Raw genomic sequence first — 23,471 nt, 5'->3', positions numbered from 1 at the left:
GGACTTTCAATGCTACTTTTGTTTTTACCACCAGTCGTTAATAACTGTTTTTAATTTTTCTAACGCACGACCACGGTGACTAACACTATTCTTTTCATCATCAGTCATTTCAGCCATAGTTTTGTGCATACTTGGAACATAGAATAATGGGTCATAACCAAAACCATTATCACCATGTTCTTCAGTAGTAATTTCACCAGAAACTACTCCACTCACATGAATTTTTTCACCATCAGGCTTAACCCCAACAAGTGAAGTATGGAAATAAGCGTTTCTATCGTCTGAATGACCAAGACGTTTTAATAACTTAGCGTTGTTAGCATCATCATCATGGTCACCAGCGTAGCGAGCTGAATAAATACCTGGTTCGTTGTTGATTGATGGGACAATTAGTCCAGAATCATCAGCAAAAACTGGTAAGTTAAGTGCTTTTGCTACAGCTGTAGCTTTAATAGTAGCATTTTCTTCGAATGTTTTACCATCTTCTACAATATCAGGGATGTTGTCAAAATCTTTAATTGATTTAACAGTATAACCCATCGGTTCAAGCATTTCTTTAAATTCACGAAGTTTGTTTTTATTACCGGTTGCGATAACGATTTCTTTATCTGCCATATTCTTTAAGTTGATCTGGAGTAATCAACTTTGAACCCACCTTTCGATTTAACCATTGTGAAGCTACTTCATCAAAATGAGTAACTCCTTCAGTTGTATAATATTTCGTTTCTGTTATTTTAGCATTATTTAGTTCATTTTTGTCGGCTAAAATGGATTTAGCAACATTTACTGTTTCAAATCCAGGGTCGATTAGTTGAACATCATCACCCATGACAGCTTGAATCAAATTTGCAATAATTGGAAAATGCGTACAACCCAATACTAAGGTATCAATTCCAGAGTCTTTAATAGATTGTAAACCAGCAGCAACTGTATCTTTAGCTAGCTGCGATGTATAATCTCCTTTTTCCACTAGCGGAATAAAAGTTGGACAAGCTAATTCAATTACTTCAGCATTAGGATTTAATTTTTGAATTTCTTTTTTATAAGCATGACTGTTGACTGTAACTTTAGTTCCAATCACACCAATTTTTTCTTTTTTAGTGGCTTTCACAGCTGCTGTGCTACCGGGTTTGATAACACCAACAACTGGAATGTTTAGTTTGGTTTGTAATTCACTCAACGCCGAAGCAGTTGCGGTATTACAAGCAACCACCATACACTTAGCGTCTTGATTTTCAAAGAAGTCACCGATTTCTAAACTATAATCAATAACTTGATCCACACTTTTTTCACCATATGGCATATGTGCTTCATCACCCAAATAAATCATATTTTCGTGAGGAAGTTCTTTAAGAGCCACTTTTAGAACGGTTAGACCTCCGATACCAGAGTCCATAAACGCAATTGGTTCTGAATTCATGTCGATTACCCCCTCTTTTTCTTTTTTTATTATACTATAAATTAGTATGTCTGCACTCAGATACCATGCTTTTATGGTAGAATTGAACACGTATAAATAGCGAATGGAGAATGATAATGAGTAAAAAAGACTTAAACAATTATAATAAATTTTTTCAAGACAATTCCAATCCGTCATTTTGGGGAATCGAACTCATTAGAGACTCACTTTTAAAAGATGTTCTATCTGCAGACATTCATGATATCCTTTATTGGGCTGGAAAAAATTTAGCCATTAAATATCCAATTCATACTGATGATCTTCCAGAATTCTTCCAACAATCACAATTTGGAACTTTAGAATTAACCACTGGATCAGAAAGTAAAAATGTATTTACGCTGACTGGTGCTGAGGTTCAAGCCAGATTGTCCCTCGATAAAGATGCTGATTTTATGTTAGAAGCTGGTTTTATTGCTCAAACCATCCAACAAAATTCTGGATTTGAAACTGAAGCCGAATATAAAATAAAGCGTAAAAATATTGTTGAAATTACAGTTATTTCTGATATTTCTCGTCAAATCATTAACCCTGATGACGTTGCCAAAATTGAATTATCTAAATAAAAAGAGAACCCACGTGGGTTTGAACTGAACCCCTTAAATTGGAGAACCCAATTTAGGAGGTTCTTTTTGTTTACATCAGAAATCAAATTAGCTGCTATTAAAGATTACAATAATGGCGTTCCAACAAATACTATAATGCGAAAATATGGTATTAAGGGTACAGCTACGCTGTACGAATGGATAAAACGTTTAGAAATATTTGGTGAAAGTGGATTAATTAATAATTCAACCAAGACACGATACTCTTATTCATTTAAAATTAAGGTTATAAATTGGCGTCTTGAAAATAATGAATCATATCCTAATACTTCACGTTACTTTAAAATTAGGAATCCTGTGACAATATTTCAGTGGGAAAAGTTATTATCAATTGGACGTCTAAAACCTTTTAAAGGAAGACTAATCAAAATGAATAATAATAAAGAATCACTAGAGGAAAAATTAAACAGACTTGAACAAGAAAACACCTACTTAAAAGCTAAAATTCAATACATGGGAAAAATAAAAGCCTTAACTCAAAGTCAAAAGAAATGCCAAACAGAGAAAAAACACAAATAATTACTGAGTTAAGGCGTGACTTTAATTACCCGTTACACATGTTATTAGATATAGCAGAAATATCTAGTAGTAGTTATCATGATTCATTAAAACGTGACTATTCTAGTAATGACCAAAGGGTCATTGCAGAAATCAAAAGAATTAGGTCTGAATTTATTGATTATGGATATAGAAGGATTACTTTAGAATTAAATAATTTAGGATTTAAAATAAATCACAAAAAAGTCCTCCGAATAATGAATTCAGAAGGACTATTGTGTACTGCTTATGAAAGAAAAACTAGAAAATATAATTCATACAAAGGAAAACGTGGAAAAGTATCTCCCAATAGAATTAATAGACGATTCAAAACTGACAGACCTTTACAGAAAATAGTTACTGACGTTACTGAAATACGTTGGGGTAATAAGACCATGAATGAACGAGCTTATTTTACAGCATATATGGATTTGTATAATAACGAAATTATAACCTGGAGTCTAAGTTTGCATCCAACTGTAGAGTTTGTTGTAAAACCTTTAGCAGAATTAGTTTTAGCTCGTCCAAAATTAAAATATCGTATGACAGTTCATTCTGATCAAGGATTTCAATATCAAAATGCAAAATTCGTAAATATTTTGAAAGATAATAAAGTATTTCAAAGCATGAGCCGTAAGGCTACATGTTTGGATAATGCTTGTATTGAAAGTTTTTTCAATCAATTAAAAGTTGGAACAATTCATAACTTTAGTTATGATAGTTACTCAAAACTAAAGTCAGCTGTTAATAAATACGTCCATATATATAATAATTATCGTATTAAAGAAAAACTGGGCGGAATGTCACCGGTTCAATACCGGCTCTATTCCGCCCAGAAAATTGCATAACCATTCTCCAATTTTAAGGGTTCAGGTCAGTTCTCTTTTTTAATATGCTGCTAACATTTTTTGTAATTGTTCTTTAGGATGGTATCCAACAATTTGATCTACAATCTTACCATCTTTTTTAATTAGTAAGGTTGGGATGCTCATGATACCTAGTGATGAAGCAGTTTTTTGGTTATCATCAACTTCAATCTTGCAGAATTTAATGTTTTTATCTTCTTCTGCTAATTCTTCAATTACAGGACCTTGCATTTTACAAGGACCACACCATGTAGCCCAAAAGTCAATTACAACTAATCCTTTTGATGTTTCTTGTTCAAAGTTTGCATCAGTAATTTCATGTACCATAATAAATTCCTCCTTATTTACTTACTTGATGTAAGTATAATTGATATACAAATTAATTTCAACTAGCTTGATTGCAATCTACTTAAATTTAACTACGGTTGATCCATCACCACCAGAATTTGCTGGTGAGAAACCAAATTCTTTAACTTGGCGATTACCACGTAAATAATTGATAACTCCCTTTCGCAAAGCACCCGTTCCTTTACCATGAATAATGGTTACTGATGGATACCCTGCTAATAAGGCAGAATCGATATAGCGATCAAGACGTTGCATTGCATCATCATAACGTACCCCTCGTAAATCTAAAGTTGGTGACATTGATGACGAACGTGTCCGGTGAACCATTGCGTGAGCTTGTTTTTTAGGCTTTTCTTCTTGAATTTTTTCCATGTTAGCTTCATCAACCTTCATCTTCAAGATTCCTAGTTCAACTTCCCAGCTATGATTGCCAACTTTTTTGAGTAATACCCCACGTTGCCCATAAGTCTTAACCAAAACATCATCGCCAACTTTAAATGATTTTTTAGCTTTAGACCGTTTAAGTACTTTATTATTTTTAAGTTCTGGGTGTTGTTCCAATGCATTAATTTTACCTTTTTGTTCAATTAATTCATTTTCTTTAATATCTACTGAAGCATTCTTTTGACGTTTGTGTAAATCATCAATAATTTCATTTGCTTGCCGTTTCGTTTGCGAAACAATTTGATTAGCATCCCGTTTGGCTTTGTTAATCATGGAATCACGTTGTTCAGTGAAACGATTAAATTTATCCGTCAATTCAGCGTGTAATTCAGTCGCTTTCTTTAACTCAACTTCTAAACTACGAGCGCGATCATCCGCTGCTTTAGTTTGGCGAGTAAGTTTTTCAATCATGGAATTGATATCTTGACTATCTTCATCAACTAAAGATTCAGCTTCCATAATGATTGAGTCATCCAGACCTAAACGACTAGCAATATTTAACGCATTACTTTGACCAGGAATTCCAATCATTAAACGATAAGTTGGACTTAAAGTTTTTTCATCAAACTCCATTGAAGCATTGATGGTTTCTGGACGATTATAACCGTAGACTTTCAATTCAGGATAATGAGTAGTTGATAAAACTTCTGCATCAGATTGACTAATCGCATCAAGAATTGACATAGCTAACGCAGCCCCTTCGCGAGGATCAGTCCCAGCACCAAGTTCATCAATCAATACCAAACTACGTTTTGTCACCCGATGTAAAATACTAATAATATTATCCATGTGTGATGAAAAAGTACTAAGATTTTGTTCAATTGATTGATCGTCACCAATATCAGCAAAGACATCATCATAAAGTCCCGCCTGGCTACCTTCATCTGCGGTAATAAATAATCCTGATTGGGCCATTAATTGAAGTAATCCCAACGTCTTCATGGTAATTGTTTTACCACCAGTATTTGGACCAGTAATAATAATTTGGCGGTAATCAAAACCTAATTCAATATCATTACCCACTACTTTTTCTTGGTTAATTAAAGGATGGCAAGCATTTTTTAAATTAACTTTATTTTCAGCTGAAATAGCTGGACGAGTAGCTTTCATTGAGTCTGCATAGCGTGCTTTGGCATTAATTAAATCAAAATGACCTAATTGTTTGGCATTTGCTAATAATTCCACTTGATATGGACGAACTAAATCAGATAATTGGGCCAGAATCCGTTTTTCTTCTTCTCGTTCGCTAATTTGTTCCCCACGTAAATCATTATTTAGACCAACTACTCCTGCTGGTTCAAGGTAGATTGTTTGTCCTGAGGTACTTTGGTCATGCACAATTCCACCAAATTTTTGCTTATATTCTGCTTTAACTGGAATTACATAACGATCATCACGAATCGTAATAATGGGTTCACTTAAGTATTTAGCTTGTTTACCATGGGTGTAACTATCCATTTTACTCTTGATATTGCCTTCCAAGCGACTGATTTGGCGCCGGATTGAACTTAAAGTTCCTGATGCTGAATCTAGAATTTTACCGCGATCATCAACTGATTTTTTCAATTGGGCGGTAATTTCTGGAAGATTACTAAAAGTTTTCACTTCTTCATATAAAACGTGAAGATCCACTTTTTCAGTTTCTAAATTATCAAAGAAACGGCTAATCTTTGAAATCGCATTTAAGACTGCACTAACCTGAGCCAATTCTTTTCCATTTAAGTTAGCTCCAATTTCAAGTCGCTTTACTGATGGTGTAATATCCACTAATTTAGGAATAGGAATCACATGATTTAATCGATAAATATGTGCTCCATCATCAGTTTCATCAAGCCAACCTTCAACGATTTCTTCGTCTCCACTAGGCATTAATTGTTGTAATTCTTTTTTTCCATTTTCAGTGGCCAAATAGTCACTGATTTTTTGTTTAATTTGATTGTATTCTAAAGTATCTAATACTTTTTGATTCATTTAACCACCTATTCTATAAAGTAAAAATTTGGCCTAAACTACTTACTAATAGTTGTGCCACTGTTGAATCTTGATATGCTAAGGTAATCCATTCAACTTTAAAGAGTAATAATACATCAATAATAATTGTCATTACCAGTAAACTAATTATTAGACTAGTTACAGCTCCTAAAATTGAATTTAATTGCCGTAAAATTGGAAGTGAGACAATCCCATCTAACAAACGCGTAATTGCATGAACTATCATTAAAACAATCATGAATGTAATAAAAAATCCAATTCCATGCCATAATGCATGGTTATAATACAAGTCATTTGAAACAAACATTCTAAAAAATGATCTCAAAATTAGACCAACTTGATCAGCAAAACCAGTTGCTAATACTAAAGCAATAATTGCCCCAGCTAACTTAAGGAGTTCGTTTACAAAACCCCGATGATATCCTTTAATTAATGCAATTAAGCCAAAAAATAAAATAATAATTGTTAAAATCATTTTACTCGTCCTTGTTCTTTAAATCGTCAATTTCTAATTGTTTATTTAGTTGATCAGAAATGGCATTAAACGCCAATAGTATTGCCGCATCTTCATCACTAATATTTTTAACTTGACCTTTAATTTTGCTAAGTTCATCATTCAAAATCTTAGTAACTGATTCCATATGTTCTTCGGAAGAAGTTCCGATAAAAGTAAAATCTTTGTTGCCAATTTTAGCTTTAAATCTTTTTTTATTATCCAATCTAAGTCCCTCCAGTAATATTTTAATTTTATCATGAATATACAAAAAAGGTATCAACATAACCGTTGATACCTTTCGTGTTTAGTTAAATTTTAAGATTAGTCTTCTGGATCAGCTAAGAAAGTGTTTAAAGTTTCTTCAACCATTGCCCATTCATCATCATCTTCGATTGGTTGTAAATCACCATCAACATTTCCAGTTGGATCTGCTCCTTCTGGTAATGCATATGCTTCAATATTGATGTCTTCGTTTCCTTCTTCAGAAGCTGGGTACATCAAAATGTATGAGCGTCCGTAATCTTTTGATTCAAAAGTGAATAATTCGTTGTATAAAATTTCATCACCATTTTCATCAATTAATGTAATTTGTTCTGATTCGTTATTCATAGTTAACCTCCTATGAGTGAATATTTTTATCTAAATATCCTTGTAGTATTAATTCAGCGGCAACTTTATCAATCACTTGTTTTCGTTTGGCACGAGAAACATCCGCTTTTTCAATTAACATTCGTTCCGCTTCGACGGTCGTTAAACGTTCGTCTTGAAAATCAACTGGTAAATGAAAGAAAGCTTTAACCATTTTACCATATCGTTTGGAAGCTTTAACTCTAGGACCCTCAGAATTATTCATATTCTTTGGTAAACCGATAACCACTTTTTGGACATCGTATTCCTTAATTAATTCCCCAATTCGATCCAGTCCGAACTCTTTTTCATCTTCATTAATTCGAACAATTTCAATTCCTTGTGCAGTCCAACCAAGAGCATCACTAATTGCGACCCCAACGGTTCTTGAACCGACATCTAATCCCATTATTCTCAATATTTTATCCAATCTGTTTAGAACTACAGTAATTTATTATTTGTTTTTAAGCCATTCTTTAGCTGCGTTTAAGGCGTCATCAAGACCAGCTGGATTTTTACCACCGGCTTGGGCAAGATTTGGACGTCCACCACCGCCACCTTGGATGTTGCTTGAAATTGATTTGATAATGTCTCCAGCTTTAATACCTGATTTAACAGTATCTTCATCAACAGCAACTAACAAGTTAGCTTTACCATCAGTACCAGTACCTAGTACAAGTACATTTGAATATTTCTTATCTCTCCAAGTATCAGCTAATTCACGAAGTTGATTCATGTTACCACTCTTAAGTTGACCAGTGATAATTGAAACACCATTGATTTCTTCAGGATTAGTAAACATATCGCTAGCTTCTTGATTAGCAAGCTTCGTTTCAAGTGATTCTTGTTTGCTTTCAAGGTTCTTGATTTGGCTAAGCATTTCCTTCACACGTGCAGGAGCAGCGGCATTGTTAGTAGCTTTGATAGTTGCAGTAACATCGTTTAAAAGACGTTCTTCATCATTCAAATAGTCAAAGGCTTGTTTTGAAGTGACGGCTTCGATCCGACGAATACCAGCACCAACTCCAGTTTCTGAAGTAATCTTGAATAAACCAAGTTGACTAGTGTTCTTAACGTGATCACCACCACAGAATTCAACTGAGAAATCTCCAGCTTTAACAACTCGGACTTCATCACCATATTTGTCATCAAATAAAGCAATGGCACCCATCTTCTTACCTGATTCTTTATCAGTCACAACTGTTTCAACGGGAATAGCTTCGAAGATTTTTTCGTTAACTAAATCTTCAACCTTCTTCAAGTCTTCAGCAGTAACTGAACCAAAGTGAGTAAAGTCAAAACGTAAATATCCAGGTTTAACTAATGAACCAGCTTGTTCAGTATGTCCCCCTAAAACATTACGTAATGATTGGTCTAACAAGTGAGTGGCAGTATGGTTACGTTCAACTCCAGCATGGAATTTACGATCAACAACTAGTTTGTAGTGACCACCTTGCTTAAGTTCTCCAAGAACTTTAACAGTGTGTAAGTTTTGACCATTTGGTGCGTGTTGCACATCTTCAACAGTTGCAACCAAATCACCATTTTCGTTATAAATATTACCAGCATCGGCTACTTGACCACCCATTTCAGCATAGAAAGGAGTTTTGTCAAAGATTAATTCAGCTTCTTTGTTTGAAGCATCAACTGATTTAACGAGTTCTTCATCAAAGATGATGTCGTTTAATTCAGCTGAGTCAACAGTTAAGTCAGTGTAACCCACGTATTCACTTGGAGTTTTGATTTCAATTAAAAGATCACGTTGAACTTTCATTGAACCCTTTTTACTACGAGCATTACGGGCACGGTTCCGTTGAGCTTCCATTTCAGCATCGAAAGCTTCAGCATCAACGTCTAAACCACGGTCACTAGCGTATTCTTCAGTTAATTCAAGTGGGAAACCATAAGTATCGTATAACTTAAAGGCTGCTTTACCTGAGATTACTTTTTCACCCTTTGCTTTAGTATCAGCAATTACTTCATTCAATAAAGCAATTCCATCATTTAAAGTAGCGTTGAAACGGTCTTCTTCAGATTTAACGATTTTTTGAATGTATTCGCTTTGTTCAAGTACATTAGGGTAATGGGACTTCATGATTTCCCCAACTACGGGAACTAGTTTGTAAAGGAACGCACCATTAATCCCTAATTGGTGACCGTTAACAGTTGCACGACGTAATAAACGACGGATAACGTATCCACGACCTTCGTTTGAAGGAAGTGCACCATCACCGATGGCAAATGTAATCGCACGAATATGATCAGCAATTACTTTGAAAGCAACATCATCTTCGGCTTTGGCACCGTATTTTTTATTATCACTGAATGATTCAGTTTTCTTAATAATTGGCATGAATAAATCTGTTTCAAAGTTAGTTGGAGCATCTTGGAAAACAGAAACAACACGTTCAAGACCCATTCCCGTATCAATGTTTTTACGGGGAAGTGGTTCATAAGTACCTTCAGCAGTGTGATTAAATTGTGAGAACACAATATTCCAAACTTCAAGGTAACGTTCGTTTTCACCACCAGGATAATTTTCTGGATCATCAGCAGCTAAATTATCATACTTTTCACCACGATCGTAGAAAATTTCTGAATCAGGTCCTGAAGGTCCTTGACCAATATCCCAAAAATTATCTTCTACTGGAATTAAATGGTCAGGTGCTACCCCAACTTTTTCCCATAAATCACGAGTAACTGTGTCTTCTGGGTAGTAAGTCATGTAAAGTTTATTCTTATCCCAACCAAACCAATCAGGACTAGTAAGTAATTCTAAAGCCCAAGGAATTACTTCAGCTTTAAAGTAATCACCAACTGAAAAGTTTCCTAACATTTCAAATAAGGTTTGATGACGAGCAGTCCGACCAACGTTTTCAATATCGTTAGTCCGAATACTTTTTTGTGAACTAGTCATGCGGGGATTATCAGGAACTACAGAACCATCAAAGTATTTCTTCATGGTTGCAACACCAGAGTTAATCCAAAGTAAAGTTGGGTCATCATGTGGAACTAATGAAGCACTTGGTACAATTGTGTGACCTTTTTCTTTAAAAAAGTCTAGAAACATTTGGCGGATTTCGCCACTGCTAAGTTGTTTCATGTTGCTTCCTCCAATAAATAAAATTAAATAAAAAACACCCTTGCACACAAAGACGTCTACACGCGGTACCACTTTGTTTGCAACGATGTTTATCGTTTACCTCTTATAATCTCTATAACGCGAGAACCGTATTTCAAATCAGGTAGCACTAAATAAATTTGTTTTTGATTGCTTGCACTGTCCAATCATCGCTGGATAAACTCATTTACTAGTATGTCCTTGTCAAAATTATAGCTATAAAAATTATTAGTGTCAATTATTGATAACGTTCTGAACTACGTTTCTTTTGTTTCTTACGAGCACGAATTTGTCCTCGTAATTCAATCTTACGATTTTGTTCATCTTTCATCTTAATGGCACGTTTAATCTTTCGCTTGTAACCTGGTTTAACCTTTTTCTTCTTCTTGTTAATCATACCAAGAGTTGATCCATCAAGCTTGTCATGATGACCCTTGTATTTTTCACGACGACGACGATCGTAAGTATCTACAATTTCACCATTCTTGATTTCTTTAGGTTGGAATTTAATTCCCATGTTTTCAAGTTCAAGAACTTTGGCGTCTTCATCAGGACCGTAAAGAGTAATGGCAATTCCCTTCATTCCTTTACGACCAGTCCGTCCAACACGGTGCACAAAATATTCGTTATCAGTTGGAATGTCGTCGTTAATAACGTGAGAAACACCGTCAATATCGATACCACGAGCTGCTAAATCTGAAGCAACTACGTATTGAAAGTCAAGATTTTGAATTTGTTTCATTACACGCTTACGGACACGGGGTTGCATACCACCATGAATTTTAGCTACTTTTAATCCTTGGCTTTGAAGGAAATCTTCAATTTCGTCTACTCGTTCACGAGTATTAGCAAAGATTAAAACTAGATATGGGTTTCCCATAGTAATTAATTTATAAATTAAACTATTTTTGTCTTGCCCTTTAGTTGAAATCAACCAGTTATCAACGTCTTTGTTAATCACTGTTTCTGTAGGAATATCATCAAGAACGGGGTTCTTCATGTATTTCTTCAAGAATGGTTTCAATTTTGGTGGAATAGTTGCTGAGAAAACCATCATTTGAAGATCTTGTGCCATTGCGGCAGCAATCTTATCAACGGTTTCCAAGAAACCAAAGTCAAGTGTCATATCAGCTTCATCAATAACCAACTTGTCAACAGTGTTGATGTCTAAATGACCAGCTTTAGCTAAATCTAAAATTCGACCAGGAGTACCAACGACGATTTGTGGTTGTTCTCGCTTTAGTTTTTCGATTTGTTTTTCTTTATCTGTACCACCAACATAGTTAGCGATATGAATAGTTTCATCACTGAAACTAGCAATTTGTTTTACGTTTTCGTAAATTTGGTAAGCTAATTCCCGACTAGGAGTAGTAATAACTACTTGAGTCTTTTGACTATTAACGTCTAATTGATTAAACAATGGAAGTAAGAACGCATGGGTCTTACCACTACCAGTTGCTGATTTACCAATTACACTCTTGCCATGACGAATCGTAGGAATTACTTTAGCCTGAATAGGTGTGGGATTTTTAAAACCTAAATCATCAATTGCTGCGTTGATGAATGGCTTAAAATGATAATCCTTAAAAGATGCACTCATTATTTTTTACCTTTCTCGTTATATTCTTTGGTTAGTTGGTCGAGTTCGGCCACAACCGTTTTAATTTCATTTTCATCTTTGGCTACAGCACCACTAGCAAGGGCATGTCCCCCACCATCATGTTTCTTAGCCAATTCATTAATTGAAGGTCCTTTAGAACGAAGACGAATTCGATAGTCTCCTTCTTTTTGTTGAACAAAAATTGCCCAATCGACAACTTCTCCAATGTTACCAGGCAACGGTACAACTGAAGATGTACTATCATCGCCTAAGTCGAGTTTTTGAATTGTTTCATTAGTTAAAACAATGTAGGCAGCTCCGCTTTCTGAAATGTGAAGATTTTGATAAACATACGCAGCTAAATGAGCTAACGGAATATCAATTTCGTCTTCACGTTGGGCAATTTCACTAAGGGGGAAATCAAATTTAGTCAATCCACTAGCTACTTCAAAAGTATGGCTAGTTGTTGATGGGTATTTGAAACGACCAGTGTCACCAACAATTCCAGCATATAAAACACGTGCTCCATCATCAGATAATTTCATAGCTTCATTAGCGGAATATAAGTCATAAATCATTTCTGAAACACTTGATGCTTCTGGATTAACCCACATTAAATCTCCAAATTGATCATCATTAGGATGGTGATCAATCTTGATAAGGTATTTACCAGTTGGATATCGAGCATCATCAACTCGTGGTTGATTAGCAGTATCACAAACAATTACTAAAGCATCTTTGTAAACATCATCTGCAACTTCATCAGTTTCACCTAACCAGGCAAAACTTTTGTATTGTTTACCTACACAATAAACTTTTTTATCAGGAAATGTTGCTTTGATAATCTCTGCAAGTCCCATTTGGGAGCCTACTGCATCTGGATCTGGACGTTGATGGCGGTGAATAATAATCGTATCGTATTCACTAATTTTTTCAAAAATTTGTTCTTTAATATTCATTTTATCTACCCTCTATAAAAACTCTTAACAGTTAAGTATACCTTATTTCTAATATAAAGGTAAGTTAATGTTTTGAAATCCTAAATCCGCAAGATTCGTCAATGTAATTCCTAATAAGCGAATCCCATTAACAGGATCAGGTAACTCTTCAAAAATATCAATCACCTTACTGTAAATTAGTTTATCATCATTTTCGATAAAATCGGCTTCAGTAATTCGTTTTGTGATAGTTGTAAAGTCACTATAGCGGACTTTTAATACCACTGTTTTCCCATGTTTTTGGTGTTTTTGTAGTGCATCAACGACTAATTTAGCAATCTTTGTTAATTCACGTTCTACGTCAGACATACTATTTAATTCATGCGTATAAGTCCGTTCTTTTCCAATTGATTTTCGTTCTCGCTGATATTCGACTTTTCGATTATCCGATCCCCGAACCCGACGATACAAAATATAGCCAAATTTACCAAACTCTTTAATCAAAAACATTTCTGACTTCTGATATAAATCATACCCGTTATTAATGTTTAAAGCCTTCATTTTTTCAACGGTTTTCTTACCCACTCCACGATACTTTTCAATTTTAAGGCGCATTAAAAACTCGTGAGCATCCGCTTCACTAATCACTGACACTCCAGCTGGTTTACGATAATCAGACGCCTCTTTAGCCAAAAACTTACTATATGAAATTCCGGTTGAACAAGTTAAGTGTGTCTTTTCCCAAATCTCACTTTGAATTAAATGAGCTAAGTAGACTGGGTCAGAAATATGCTTTTTATTTTCTGTCACATCTAAATAGGCTTCATCCAAAGCCACTGTTTCAATTTTATCGGTATATTCATGAAAAATATCATGAATCTGATCAGAAACACTTCTAAATAATTCAAAATCAGGAGCTTTAAAAACTGCTTTGGGACATAAGCCTAATGCCTTACTAGCTGGCATAGCTGAATGTACCCCAAATTGACGAGCATGATAATTTGCAGTTGTTACCACTCCTCGACCACCAGTAGTTCGAGGATCATTAGCAATCACAAGCGGTTGCGTTAAAAATTCTGGATGTTCTCGTTCTTCAATCGAAGCAAAAAAGGCATCCATATCAACATGAATGATTTTACGTGATGCATCAACTTGAATATAATCATCTGCCATCTGAATACCTCCTTCTTAGAACGTATGTTCTTTATCATTAATAAAAAAAGCCTGCATGCAGGCTTTTAATTATTTTGCTTCTTCGTCAGTCTTAGGTGCTTCTTCAGCTGGTTTTTCATCAGCTTTAGGGGCAGCTTTAACTTCTGGACGAGTTACATTAGCAATTGCGTTTAAATCGAAATCTAAGTAAATTCCGTCACAATCAATGGTAACTAATCCTTTAGCACGATCAATGTTACTAACAACACCGTGTAAACGACCAATAGTTACAACGTGATCACCCTTTTGAAGAGTTTTAAGTGTTTCTTGATGTTTTTGTTGTTGTTTCTTTTGAGGTCTAATCATAAAGAAGTACATTAAACCAAATAAAACAATCAAAATTGCAATTGAACCGTATTGTTGCATAATTTTCACCTCATATATTTATTACTTCTATTTTACCAAATTTGACCTATAAACGCTATTAATCCTGCTTATTCCGTTGGATATGGAATACCTAAATGTTGATAACCCTTTTCAGTTACTTTTCGACCACGGGCAGTCCGTTTTAAATAGCCTTTTTGTAACAAGTATGGCTCGTACATTTCTGCAATTGTATCGGCTTCTTCACCAATATTTGCAGCTAATGTATTCAATCCTACAGGCCCCCCGCGATAATATTCAATCATGGTTTCTAATAATTTAATATCAGTTCTATCTAGTCCTTGATTATCTACACCTAAAGCAGATAAAGCTTGATCAACACTTTCGATATCAATTTCCGCTTTTCCCGATACTTGTGCAAAATCACGAACTCGTTTTAATAAACGGTTCGCAATTCTAGGTGTGCCACGAGAACGTAAAGCTACCTCACGTGCCCCTTCATCTTTGATATTACTATTAAAAATGCGAGCTGAACGTTTCACAATCTTTTTCAAATCAGCTTGATTATAATAATTCATATGTTCGACAATTCCAAATCGATTTCGGAATGGAGCATCTAATAACCCCGCCCGAGTGGTTGCACCAATCAAAGTAAATGGTGGCAATGAGAAATGGACGGGATGAGCCGTTGGTCCTTGTCCAATCACGATATCAATATAGAAATCTTCCATCGCTGAATAAAGCATTTCTTCTACGACTTTGGGTAACCGATGAATTTCATCAATAAATAAAATATCACCTGGTTCCAATTCATTTAACAATGCGGCCAAATCTCCACTTTTTTCAATGGCTGGTCCACTGGTAATTTTTAACTGGACGTTCATTTCATTAGCAATCACCATTGCAAGTGTCGTCTTACCCAGACCAGGAGGCCCATAAAGTAAGACGTGGTCTAATGATTCTTCCCGTTGCTTAGCAGCTTTAATATAGACATTTAATGAGCTTTTAATCTCATCTTGTCCAATGTATTGGTCAAAAGTTTGTGGACGCAAGGATTGTTCAATCGAAGCATCATTTTCATCAGTACTTTTTGACACAATTCTGTCATCTTCCACGAATTAACCCCCTTACTTAGTTAACATTTTTAATCCACTACTAATGTATTGATCAGTGGTGGTGTCAGCATCAAGTGCTGCCAATTTTGGTTGAATTTTTTCCACGCTTTTATGCGTAAATCCTAACGCTTCTAAAGCATTTAAAGCATCATCAAGTTTCGGATTTGAACCTGCAATGGTACTCTTTTCATGTAAGTTCAAATCAAGTTGCAACGTCTTATCAATTTTATCTTTCAAATCAAGAATGATTTGTTGAGCCGTCTTTTTTCCGATTCCCGGAAATTTAACTAAGAAACTTACATTTTCAGTCTTAATGGCATTTACTAAGCCTGTGTTATCATTTCCTGCCATGATAGCTAAAGCACTCTTAGAACCAATTCCAGACACGTTTAACAGTTGCTCAAATAATTGTTTATCTTCTAAAGTTTCAAATCCATACAATGTCATTGATGAATCCGTTACACTTTGGTGCACGTAAATCTTTTTCTTGGTATTAACGTCAGTTTCAAAATGATATGGATTAGCCACGTTAATCAAATAACCAACTCCATTGACATCAATTACGATATAACGTTCCGAAATATCAGTTAATTCCCCGTATAAATATTCGTACATCTTCATCACTCATTTCGTTTTTTATTCCCAACCATTCGCTTCATGTGGGTCTTGAATTCGTTTAAACATCGTTTGTAGATCACTAGGTGAAAAATGAATTAACACCGGACGTCCATGAGGACAGTTAAAGGGATTTTCACAGTTGTGTAAATTGTCTAGTAAAGCTTGGGCCTGTTTGTGGTCGAGGTGGTGATTAGCTTTAATTGCCTGTTTACAGCTTGTCATAATCGCAGCTTCTTCACGAAAAGCAGCTGTCGATAACTTATCGTTTTTTAAAACCCAGTCAATCATTTCTTTGATAGTTTCTTCTTCATGACCTTTTTCAAACCAAGTTGGATGTTGATGAATGACAAAACTATTATTACCAAATGGTTCCAGTTTGATTCCAACTGATTCTAATAAATCAAGGCGACTTTTAATCGCTAAAGCATCACTAGCTGGATAATCAAGCACAATGGGAACCAACAGATTTTGTTCATCCGCGCCTACCTCACCAACCTGCTTACGAAACTTTTCGTAATTGATTCGTTCTTGAGCCGCATGTTGATCAACAATATACATTCCATCTTTACTTTCGGCAATTAAATAAGTGCCATGAACTTGTCCAATAAAACGAAGTTGTGGGAAACGTTCCTTTTCAACTTGTTTTTCACTTTCTTCGCCAAAAATTGCTTCAGGGCGTTCATTTAAATAATATTTTTTAAATGCTTCGACATCCTTATTGTGTAAGTCAGCTTTAGTTTTAATGATAACTGGAATATTAGTTGGTCTAACAGCTTTGTTTTCAACTGGGGCAACTTTAACTGTTTCAGTATCAATCGCTGCTGTGCTTGGCATTGTCTTTGTTACATTTGTTTGTTCCTCTAACTCATCAAAATTCAATGCCACTTCCATTGTATTATGTTCTGAAAGTCCCCGTTTTAATGACTTATTATCTAAGGCATCTGGAATCAAATTTTGTTGTGCTAACACATCATAAATTGATTTAGAAATAAAGTTTCCTAATTCGCGACTATCTAATAAACGAACTTCCTGTTTAGTTGGATGAACATTTACATCAATTAAACTGGAATCCATTTCAACGTTAATCACCGATACAGGATAACGTCCGACCATTAATTTTGAGCCATAACCATCTATAATGGCATGATTTAACGCATAATCTTTTACAAAACGACCATTGATAATCACAGAAATATACTTGCGACTTGCTCGCGTTAATTCAGGCAAACTAGTATATCCAGTTAATTTAAACTTACTATTTTCGTTCTCAACTTTAATCATTTTCTTCATGCTGGGATTACCATAAATTCCAGCAATCACTTGTTGCATATTGTTTCGCCCAGAAGTACGTAATAATTCCCGATCATTATGCTGCAATGATAAAGCTACTTCGGGATGACTTAAAGCCAAGCGATTAACAATGTCAGTAATTTTACCTAATTCAGTGGAATTTGACTTTAAATATTTTAAACGATTAGGAGTGTTAAAAAACAATTCATTTACTTCAACAGTCGTACCTCGCCGAATTTCAGCTGGTCCTTGTTTAACCATTTTTCCACCATGAATGCGAATTTCACTACCTTCATGTTCTCCATCAGAGGTTTTCATATCAACATCCGCTACTGAGGCAATACTAGGTAAAGCTTCACCACGGAAACCTAAGGAATGAATATCAAATAAATCAGATTGATTACTGATTTTGCTAGTGGCAAAACGAGTAAAGGCTAGTTGGACTTGATCTGGAGCAATTCCGCTACCATTATCAGTGATTTTAATCCGTTGTAGTCCTGCATCTTTAATATCAATGTCAACTCTAGTACTTCCAGCGTCAATCGAATTTTCCACTAGTTCTTTAACTACTGATGCTGGACGTTCAATAACTTCACCAGCTGAAATCTGATCAGCTAATACATTTGATAATTGATGAATTTGCGCCATTTCAATTCCCCCTTACTTTTCGTTTAATTTTTGTTTCCATTTGTAGACTAAATTCATAACTTCCATTGGGTTCAAACTCATTAAATCAGTTTTTTCAATTTCGTTCATGACTTTAGTTTCTTTTTTACTCAACTGACTAGTTTCAGTTGGTTTGGTCTCTACTTTAAATAATTCTAATTGTTGATCTTCATCAATTTCTGGTTCAACTGCAACAGGAGCCTTAACTGGCGAAATAGCTAGATGAGCTACTTTACTATCAGTTTGTTCGTTATTTTCAAATTGATCTAAGACTGATTGAGCTCGAGCTAGCAAATCATCTGGTAACCCTGCTAATTGCGCCACGTTAATCCCATATGATTTGTCAGCTGCCCCATCAAGAACCTTGTGAAGGAAAACTAGCTTACCGTCTTTTTCCGCTGCTCCAACATGAACGTTCTTTAAGTGTTTTAATTCAGCACTTAAATCTGTCAATTCATGATAATGAGTTGAAAACATCGTTTTGGCATGTACTTTATCATGAATATACTCAATAATGGCTTGTGCCAAAGCAACTCCGTCATAAGTTGAAGTTCCACGACCAAGTTCATCAAATAAAATCAAACTGTTTTCAGTTGCATTTTGAATGGCTTGATTAGCTTCCTTCATTTCTACCATGAACGTACTTTTACCAGAAATTAAATCATCAGCTGCACCAATCCGGGTAAAGATTTGATCAAAAATTGGCATTTCTGCTTTTTCAGCTGGCACAAAACATCCCATTTGGGCCAAAATTACAATCAAAGCTAACTGACGCATGTACGTACTCTTACCAGACATATTCGGACCAGTGATTAATAAAATTCCAGTATCCTTGTCCATCAAGACATCATTAGGCACATATTTTTGTGATCCCATCACTTGTTCCACAACGGGATGACGGGCATTGTCTAGTTTTAGCAGATTATCATGATTAAAGTGTGGTTGCACAAATTGCTCCCGTTCACTAATCGTTGCAAAACTCTGAAGCACATCAAGACTCGAGACTCCACTCGCTAATTTTTGGACGCGGGGAATTTGTTGTTTAATTTGTTCCCGAATTTTGGCAAAAATATCATATTCCAGGCTCCGTGATTTTTCCTGAGCTTCCAAAATTAAAGTTTCTTTCGCTTTTAACTCTGGCGTTGAAAAACGTTCTGCGTTAGTTAAAGTTTGAATTCGATTATAGCGGGTATCATCAAGTCTACCAATATTCCCTTTGGTAACTTCAATATAATAACCAAAAACACGGTTATAACCAATCTTCAAATTAGAAATTCCAGTCAACTGACGTTCCTTAGCTTCTAAATCAGCCAACCATTGTTTCCCATTTTGCATCGCATCACGATACTGATCTAATTTATCATTATAACCAGGTTTGATAATGCCCCCTTCTTTAACGGAAATTGGGGCATCTTCAACAATTGCATCATCAATTAATTCAAAGACATCATGCACATCGTCAAGGCGTTCATAAATTCGATTAAATCCAGGGGTATCAAGTTGGTTAAGCACATGTTTAATCTTTGGAATTTGAGCTAATGATGATTTAAGTTGAATTAAATCGCGCCCATTCACTCCACCAAAAGAAATTCGACCAGCTAGTCTTTCTAAATCGTAAACCTTAATCAAAGCTTCTCGGAGTTCATTTCGTTCGTAATAGTTATCTAATAAGGTTTCTACTAAATTTTGACGTTCTTCAATTGCTTTTTGCTTAATTAAGGGACGTTCAATCCATTGTTTTAACTTACGACCACCCATAGCAGTCTTCGTATCATCAACAACCCACAATAGAGTTCCTGACTTTTTCCCAGTTCTAATATTTTTCAATAATTCCAAATTATATTGCGAATTATGATCAATTTTTAGGAAAGAACTTGGTTCATATTGACGAGCTTCTTGAATGTGTGAAAGACTCCGCTTTTGGGTTTCAGATACATATGAAAGCAAGACATTCAAAGATAAACGAAGTAATTCATTATCAATATCAGTAATGATTCCAGTACCATTTTCTTCGTCATAATCATTTTGTAATGAAATAAGAATACCTAACTTCTTAAAGTTATCGAGTAATTCACCATCAATACTTGAATCTACTACAATTTCTTTGGAGTTAAGATTGATAACTTCATTTAACACTGCATCTGCATTATCTAACAAGGTCACTTTCAATTCCCCAGTTGATAGTTCAATGTAAGAAAATCCATATTGGTCTAATTCTTCACTATAAACCACACTAGCCAAGTAGTTATTGTCCTTGGCAGTTTCAGAATTGTTATCTGTTTGCGTACCAGGAGTAACTAATTGAATGACTTCTCGTTTAACCATGCCTTTAGCAAGCTTAGGATCTTCCACTTGTTCACAAATGGCAACTTTGTATCCTTGATCAACTAAAGTATCAATGTATCCTTGAGCAGCTTTATGCGGCACTCCACACATTGGAATTGGATCTTCAGCTTTATGGTTTCTAGCGGTCAAAGTTAATTCTAGAATTTGTGCACCCTTTACGGCATCTTCATTAAATAATTCGTAAAAATCACCAATGCGATAGAACAAAAAAGCATCAGGATATTGATCTTTAATTTTTTGGTACTGTTCCATCATTGCAGTATTCTTTTTTGCCATCAGATAGCCTCCTTTAGGTTAATTGTGGTATGGATGATCTTTACTGATCATAATTGTTTTAATTTTTTTAGCTAGCCCAGTCTTTTTATCAACATCAATTAAACATCCTGATAAAATAGCATCCCCATTTTCTTCAACTTCAAAGCGACTAGGACGAGAGGTCAAGAATTTATGGATAACTGGCTCGTATTGCATCCCAATGACACCTTCATCAGGTCCAGTCATTCCTGCATCAGTTAAGAAAGCTGTTCCTTTACGTAAAACATGACCGTCGTTAGTTTGTACATGCGTGTGAGTTCCAACAACGGCTGACACACGACCATCAAGATACATTGCCATGGCTTTCTTTTCGCTAGTCGTTTCAGCATGCATATCCACAAAAATAATCGTAACTTTGTCTTTTTTGAGTTGTTCTAAGCATTCATCAATTTTAGCAAATGGATCATCAGTTTCTTCCATGAAAATTCGACCCTGTAAATTAATGACCGCTGCTTTTACCCCATTAATATTTAATTCCACAAATCCTTCACCAGGAACTTGCTTTCCAGGATAATTCAAAGGACGAATTAATTTTTTTGTATCATCAATAAAATTAAAAATATCAGGATTGTTCCAAGCATGATTACCTAACGTAACCACATCTGCTCCATCTTTCATAATTTGTTTAAAGAGTCGTTCATTAATTCCTCTACCAACTTTAGTTGAATTTTCACCATTTACAATCGTAAGTTGTGGCTTTAGGTCTTTTTTCAAAAGTGGTAAATATTGATTTACCATTTTCATTCCTAAATCACCAACTACGTCACCTACAAACAAGATTTGCATTATATATCCGCCATTCTATTTTTTCTAATATATCCATTTTACCATGGAAAAAACAAAATAAAAAAAGACCACAAATGGTCTTTTTATTATTTTGCATAATCAACTGCACGAGTTTCTCGAATAACGGTCACCTTGGCATGACCAGGATGATTCATTTCATCTTCAATTTTATCTTTAATTTCTCGGGCTAAAACAATTGCTTGAGAATCAGAGATTTTATGAGGTTGAGCAATTACTCGAATTTCACGTCCGGCTTGAACCGCGTAACTCATTTCCACTTCTGGGAAACTGTTACTAATCGTTTCAAGTTTTTCCAAACGATGAACAAAACTTTCAAGAGAGTCGCTTTTGGCTCCCGGTCTAGCAATTGAAACTCGATCAGCAACTTCGACCAATTCAGCAACCATACTATGTGGTTCACTGCCAGGTTCTCCCAAACGAATTGAATCCATTACCACTGGGTCTTCACCATATTTTTTGGCAATATCAACACCAGCTTCGATATATGACTCATCAGTTCCGTTTGATGAAGCTTTTCCAATTTCGTGCAATAATCCAGCGCGCTTTGCTAAAGTAACATCTTCACCTAATTCGGCGGCAAAAACACCTGCTAACTTAGCAACTTGAATTGAACGAGATAAAACATTTTGCCCATAAGAGAGTTTATATTTTAATTGTCCAACTAATTTAACTAAATCGGGATTCATAGAATGAATTCCAAGATCGAAAATTACATTTTCACCAGTTTCTTGAATTAATTGGTTGAGTTCTTTTTTACTCTTTTCAACCATTTCTTCAATGCGAGCTGGATGGATTCGACCATCTTTAATTAATTTTTCAAGGGCCATTTTAGCAATTTCGCGTCTAACAGGGTTAAAACCACTTAAAACAACTGCATTGGGAGTATCATCAATAATTAAATCAATTCCAGTGAGTGTTTCAAAGGTTCTAATATTGCGACCTTCTCGTCCAATGATTCTACCTTTCATATCATCATTGGGAAGGGTCACAACTGACACAGTAGTTTCTGAAACAATATCAGCAGAGCTTTGTTGTAAAGCTTCCACGATTAAGTTTTTGGCATCACGTGCTGATGCTTTTTTAGCAGCCTCGTAATTTTGCTTAATCATTTGCGCTCTAGTATCAGCTAATCGCTTCTTTGTTTCATCAATTACTAAGTTACGAGCTTCTTCTTGCGTTAAAGAAGATACTTTGGTAACTTCTGCTTGCCTTTTTTCAATAAGTGCATCTGCATCTTGTTGCTTTTTAACTAAGACTTTTTTCTCACTGCTAATCTTTTCTTCCTGACGGTTAAGACTATCTTCACGTTTTTCAAATGCTCGATCTTTGCGATCTAACAATTCTTCACGTTTTAATAAATGATCTTCTTGACGTTGAATGTCAGCCCGACGTTTTTTAAGTCCTTTTTCAACTCGAGAACGGTAAGCATTACCTTTTTCTTTCGCTGTTAAAGTTGCTTCTTTTAACGCACTTTTAGCTTTCTTTTCTGCATCAGAAATAATATCATTAGCATTTTTGTGAGCAGCGTCTAATTTCTTTTCCACTACCCGTTTATGAGTATTTTGACCAATTAAAAATCCAGCAACTATAGCGATAGCGGCGCTTGCAATAATAGTAAATACCATCATTTTTCCTCCGTATCACTTAATTAATATTTGATTTAAGGCCAATGTATAAACCGGCCACCTATTAAGTTTAATGTTAAAAAAAATCAGTGTCAACTAAGTATACTAAAAAAGGAATAACAT

At 35.2% G+C, this 23,471-nt stretch carries 22 protein-coding genes; 3 read left to right on the top strand and 19 right to left on the bottom strand.

The annotated features are described in order from the left end of the window. Positions 1–24 precede the first annotated feature (24 nt). Positions 25–615: an XTP/dITP diphosphatase gene (locus ACQW5G_RS06815; RefSeq protein WP_429970719.1), complete on the bottom strand. Its 591-nt coding sequence runs from the start codon at positions 613–615 to the stop codon at positions 25–27. After that, positions 605–1,420, bottom strand: a complete 816-nt coding sequence (gene murI / locus ACQW5G_RS06810) for a glutamate racemase (protein ID WP_429970718.1) — start codon at positions 1,418–1,420, stop codon at positions 605–607. Before murI ends, ACQW5G_RS06815 begins: the two co-directional genes overlap by 11 nt. 116 nt (positions 1,421–1,536) lie before the next feature. On the opposite strand from murI, the gene ACQW5G_RS06805 reads away from it, so the two are divergent. From ACQW5G_RS06805 to ACQW5G_RS06795, 3 genes are all read left to right on the top strand, one after another. Then, on the top strand, positions 1,537–2,022 hold the full coding sequence (locus tag ACQW5G_RS06805; protein ID WP_429970717.1) for a YslB family protein: 486 nt from the start codon (positions 1,537–1,539) through the stop codon (positions 2,020–2,022). A gap of 66 nt (positions 2,023–2,088) precedes the next feature. After that, positions 2,089–2,580, top strand: coding sequence for a helix-turn-helix domain-containing protein (locus ACQW5G_RS06800; RefSeq protein ID WP_429970275.1), 492 nt, complete (start codon positions 2,089–2,091; stop codon positions 2,578–2,580). Next, the gene (locus tag ACQW5G_RS06795; RefSeq protein ID WP_429970274.1) at positions 2,553–3,446 is read left to right on the top strand and encodes an IS3 family transposase; all 894 of its coding nucleotides are present in this window, start codon (positions 2,553–2,555) and stop codon (positions 3,444–3,446) included. The genes ACQW5G_RS06800 and ACQW5G_RS06795 overlap by 28 nt, the downstream gene beginning before the upstream one ends. A gap of 39 nt (positions 3,447–3,485) precedes the next feature. Here ACQW5G_RS06795 and trxA read toward each other — a convergent pair whose 3' ends face one another. The 17 genes from trxA to rny form a co-directional block, all read right to left on the bottom strand. Continuing rightward, on the bottom strand, positions 3,486–3,791 hold the full coding sequence (trxA, locus tag ACQW5G_RS06790) for a thioredoxin (protein ID WP_429970716.1): 306 nt from the start codon (positions 3,789–3,791) through the stop codon (positions 3,486–3,488). 78 nt (positions 3,792–3,869) lie between these two features. Then, a complete protein-coding gene (locus ACQW5G_RS06785; protein WP_429970715.1) occupies positions 3,870–6,227 on the bottom strand; it encodes an endonuclease MutS2 in 2,358 nt (785 codons plus the stop codon). A gap of 13 nt (positions 6,228–6,240) precedes the next feature. Then, entirely contained in the window at positions 6,241–6,723 is a 483-nt protein-coding gene (locus tag ACQW5G_RS06780; RefSeq protein ID WP_429970714.1) for a CvpA family protein, read from the bottom strand. Between the two features lies 1 nt (position 6,724). Then, on the bottom strand, positions 6,725–6,967 hold the full coding sequence (locus tag ACQW5G_RS06775) for a cell division protein ZapA (RefSeq protein WP_429970713.1): 243 nt from the start codon (positions 6,965–6,967) through the stop codon (positions 6,725–6,727). A 98-nt stretch (positions 6,968–7,065) separates the two neighbouring features. After that, positions 7,066–7,353 carry a DUF1292 domain-containing protein gene (locus ACQW5G_RS06770; protein ID WP_429970712.1) on the bottom strand — a complete coding sequence of 96 codons (288 nt, stop codon included), beginning with the start codon at positions 7,351–7,353 and terminating at the stop codon, positions 7,066–7,068. 10 nt (positions 7,354–7,363) lie between these two features. Continuing rightward, the gene (ruvX, locus tag ACQW5G_RS06765; protein ID WP_429970711.1) at positions 7,364–7,789 is read right to left on the bottom strand and encodes a Holliday junction resolvase RuvX; all 426 of its coding nucleotides are present in this window, start codon (positions 7,787–7,789) and stop codon (positions 7,364–7,366) included. Positions 7,790–7,825: 36 nt separating this feature from the next. Then, positions 7,826–10,474: an alanine--tRNA ligase gene (gene alaS / locus ACQW5G_RS06760; RefSeq protein ID WP_429970710.1), complete on the bottom strand. Its 2,649-nt coding sequence runs from the start codon at positions 10,472–10,474 to the stop codon at positions 7,826–7,828. Between the two features lie 256 nt (positions 10,475–10,730). Continuing rightward, the gene (locus ACQW5G_RS06755; RefSeq protein ID WP_429970709.1) at positions 10,731–12,092 is read right to left on the bottom strand and encodes a DEAD/DEAH box helicase; all 1,362 of its coding nucleotides are present in this window, start codon (positions 12,090–12,092) and stop codon (positions 10,731–10,733) included. After that, on the bottom strand, positions 12,092–13,051 hold the full coding sequence (locus ACQW5G_RS06750) for a DHH family phosphoesterase (RefSeq protein ID WP_429970708.1): 960 nt from the start codon (positions 13,049–13,051) through the stop codon (positions 12,092–12,094). Before ACQW5G_RS06750 ends, ACQW5G_RS06755 begins: the two co-directional genes overlap by 1 nt. A gap of 48 nt (positions 13,052–13,099) precedes the next feature. After that, positions 13,100–14,203, bottom strand: a complete 1,104-nt coding sequence (gene dinB, locus ACQW5G_RS06745; protein WP_429970707.1) for a DNA polymerase IV — start codon at positions 14,201–14,203, stop codon at positions 13,100–13,102. A gap of 69 nt (positions 14,204–14,272) precedes the next feature. Continuing rightward, entirely contained in the window at positions 14,273–14,608 is a 336-nt protein-coding gene (gene yajC / locus ACQW5G_RS06740) for a preprotein translocase subunit YajC (protein WP_429970706.1), read from the bottom strand. 68 nt (positions 14,609–14,676) lie between these two features. Next, positions 14,677–15,681 carry a Holliday junction branch migration DNA helicase RuvB gene (ruvB, locus tag ACQW5G_RS06735; RefSeq protein ID WP_429970705.1) on the bottom strand — a complete coding sequence of 335 codons (1,005 nt, stop codon included), beginning with the start codon at positions 15,679–15,681 and terminating at the stop codon, positions 14,677–14,679. 12 nt (positions 15,682–15,693) lie between these two features. Beyond that, positions 15,694–16,296 carry a Holliday junction branch migration protein RuvA gene (gene ruvA / locus ACQW5G_RS06730; protein ID WP_429970704.1) on the bottom strand — a complete coding sequence of 201 codons (603 nt, stop codon included), beginning with the start codon at positions 16,294–16,296 and terminating at the stop codon, positions 15,694–15,696. 21 nt (positions 16,297–16,317) lie between these two features. Then, on the bottom strand, positions 16,318–18,237 hold the full coding sequence (gene mutL / locus ACQW5G_RS06725) for a DNA mismatch repair endonuclease MutL (protein ID WP_429970703.1): 1,920 nt from the start codon (positions 18,235–18,237) through the stop codon (positions 16,318–16,320). A 12-nt stretch (positions 18,238–18,249) separates the two neighbouring features. Further along, positions 18,250–20,877, bottom strand: a complete 2,628-nt coding sequence (mutS, locus tag ACQW5G_RS06720) for a DNA mismatch repair protein MutS (RefSeq protein WP_429970702.1) — start codon at positions 20,875–20,877, stop codon at positions 18,250–18,252. A gap of 18 nt (positions 20,878–20,895) precedes the next feature. Further along, positions 20,896–21,702: a TIGR00282 family metallophosphoesterase gene (locus ACQW5G_RS06715; RefSeq protein ID WP_429970701.1), complete on the bottom strand. Its 807-nt coding sequence runs from the start codon at positions 21,700–21,702 to the stop codon at positions 20,896–20,898. An 86-nt stretch (positions 21,703–21,788) separates the two neighbouring features. Further along, positions 21,789–23,348: a ribonuclease Y gene (rny, locus tag ACQW5G_RS06710; RefSeq protein WP_429971902.1), complete on the bottom strand. Its 1,560-nt coding sequence runs from the start codon at positions 23,346–23,348 to the stop codon at positions 21,789–21,791. Positions 23,349–23,471: the final 123 nt, after the last annotated feature.

The sequence above is a fragment of the Fructilactobacillus sp. Tb1 genome (assembly GCF_050500285.1).
GTDB lineage: Bacteria > Bacillota > Bacilli > Lactobacillales > Lactobacillaceae > Fructilactobacillus.
Note: the sequence above shows the minus strand (reverse complement) of the source record. Positions and strands in the feature narration are given on the sequence as shown.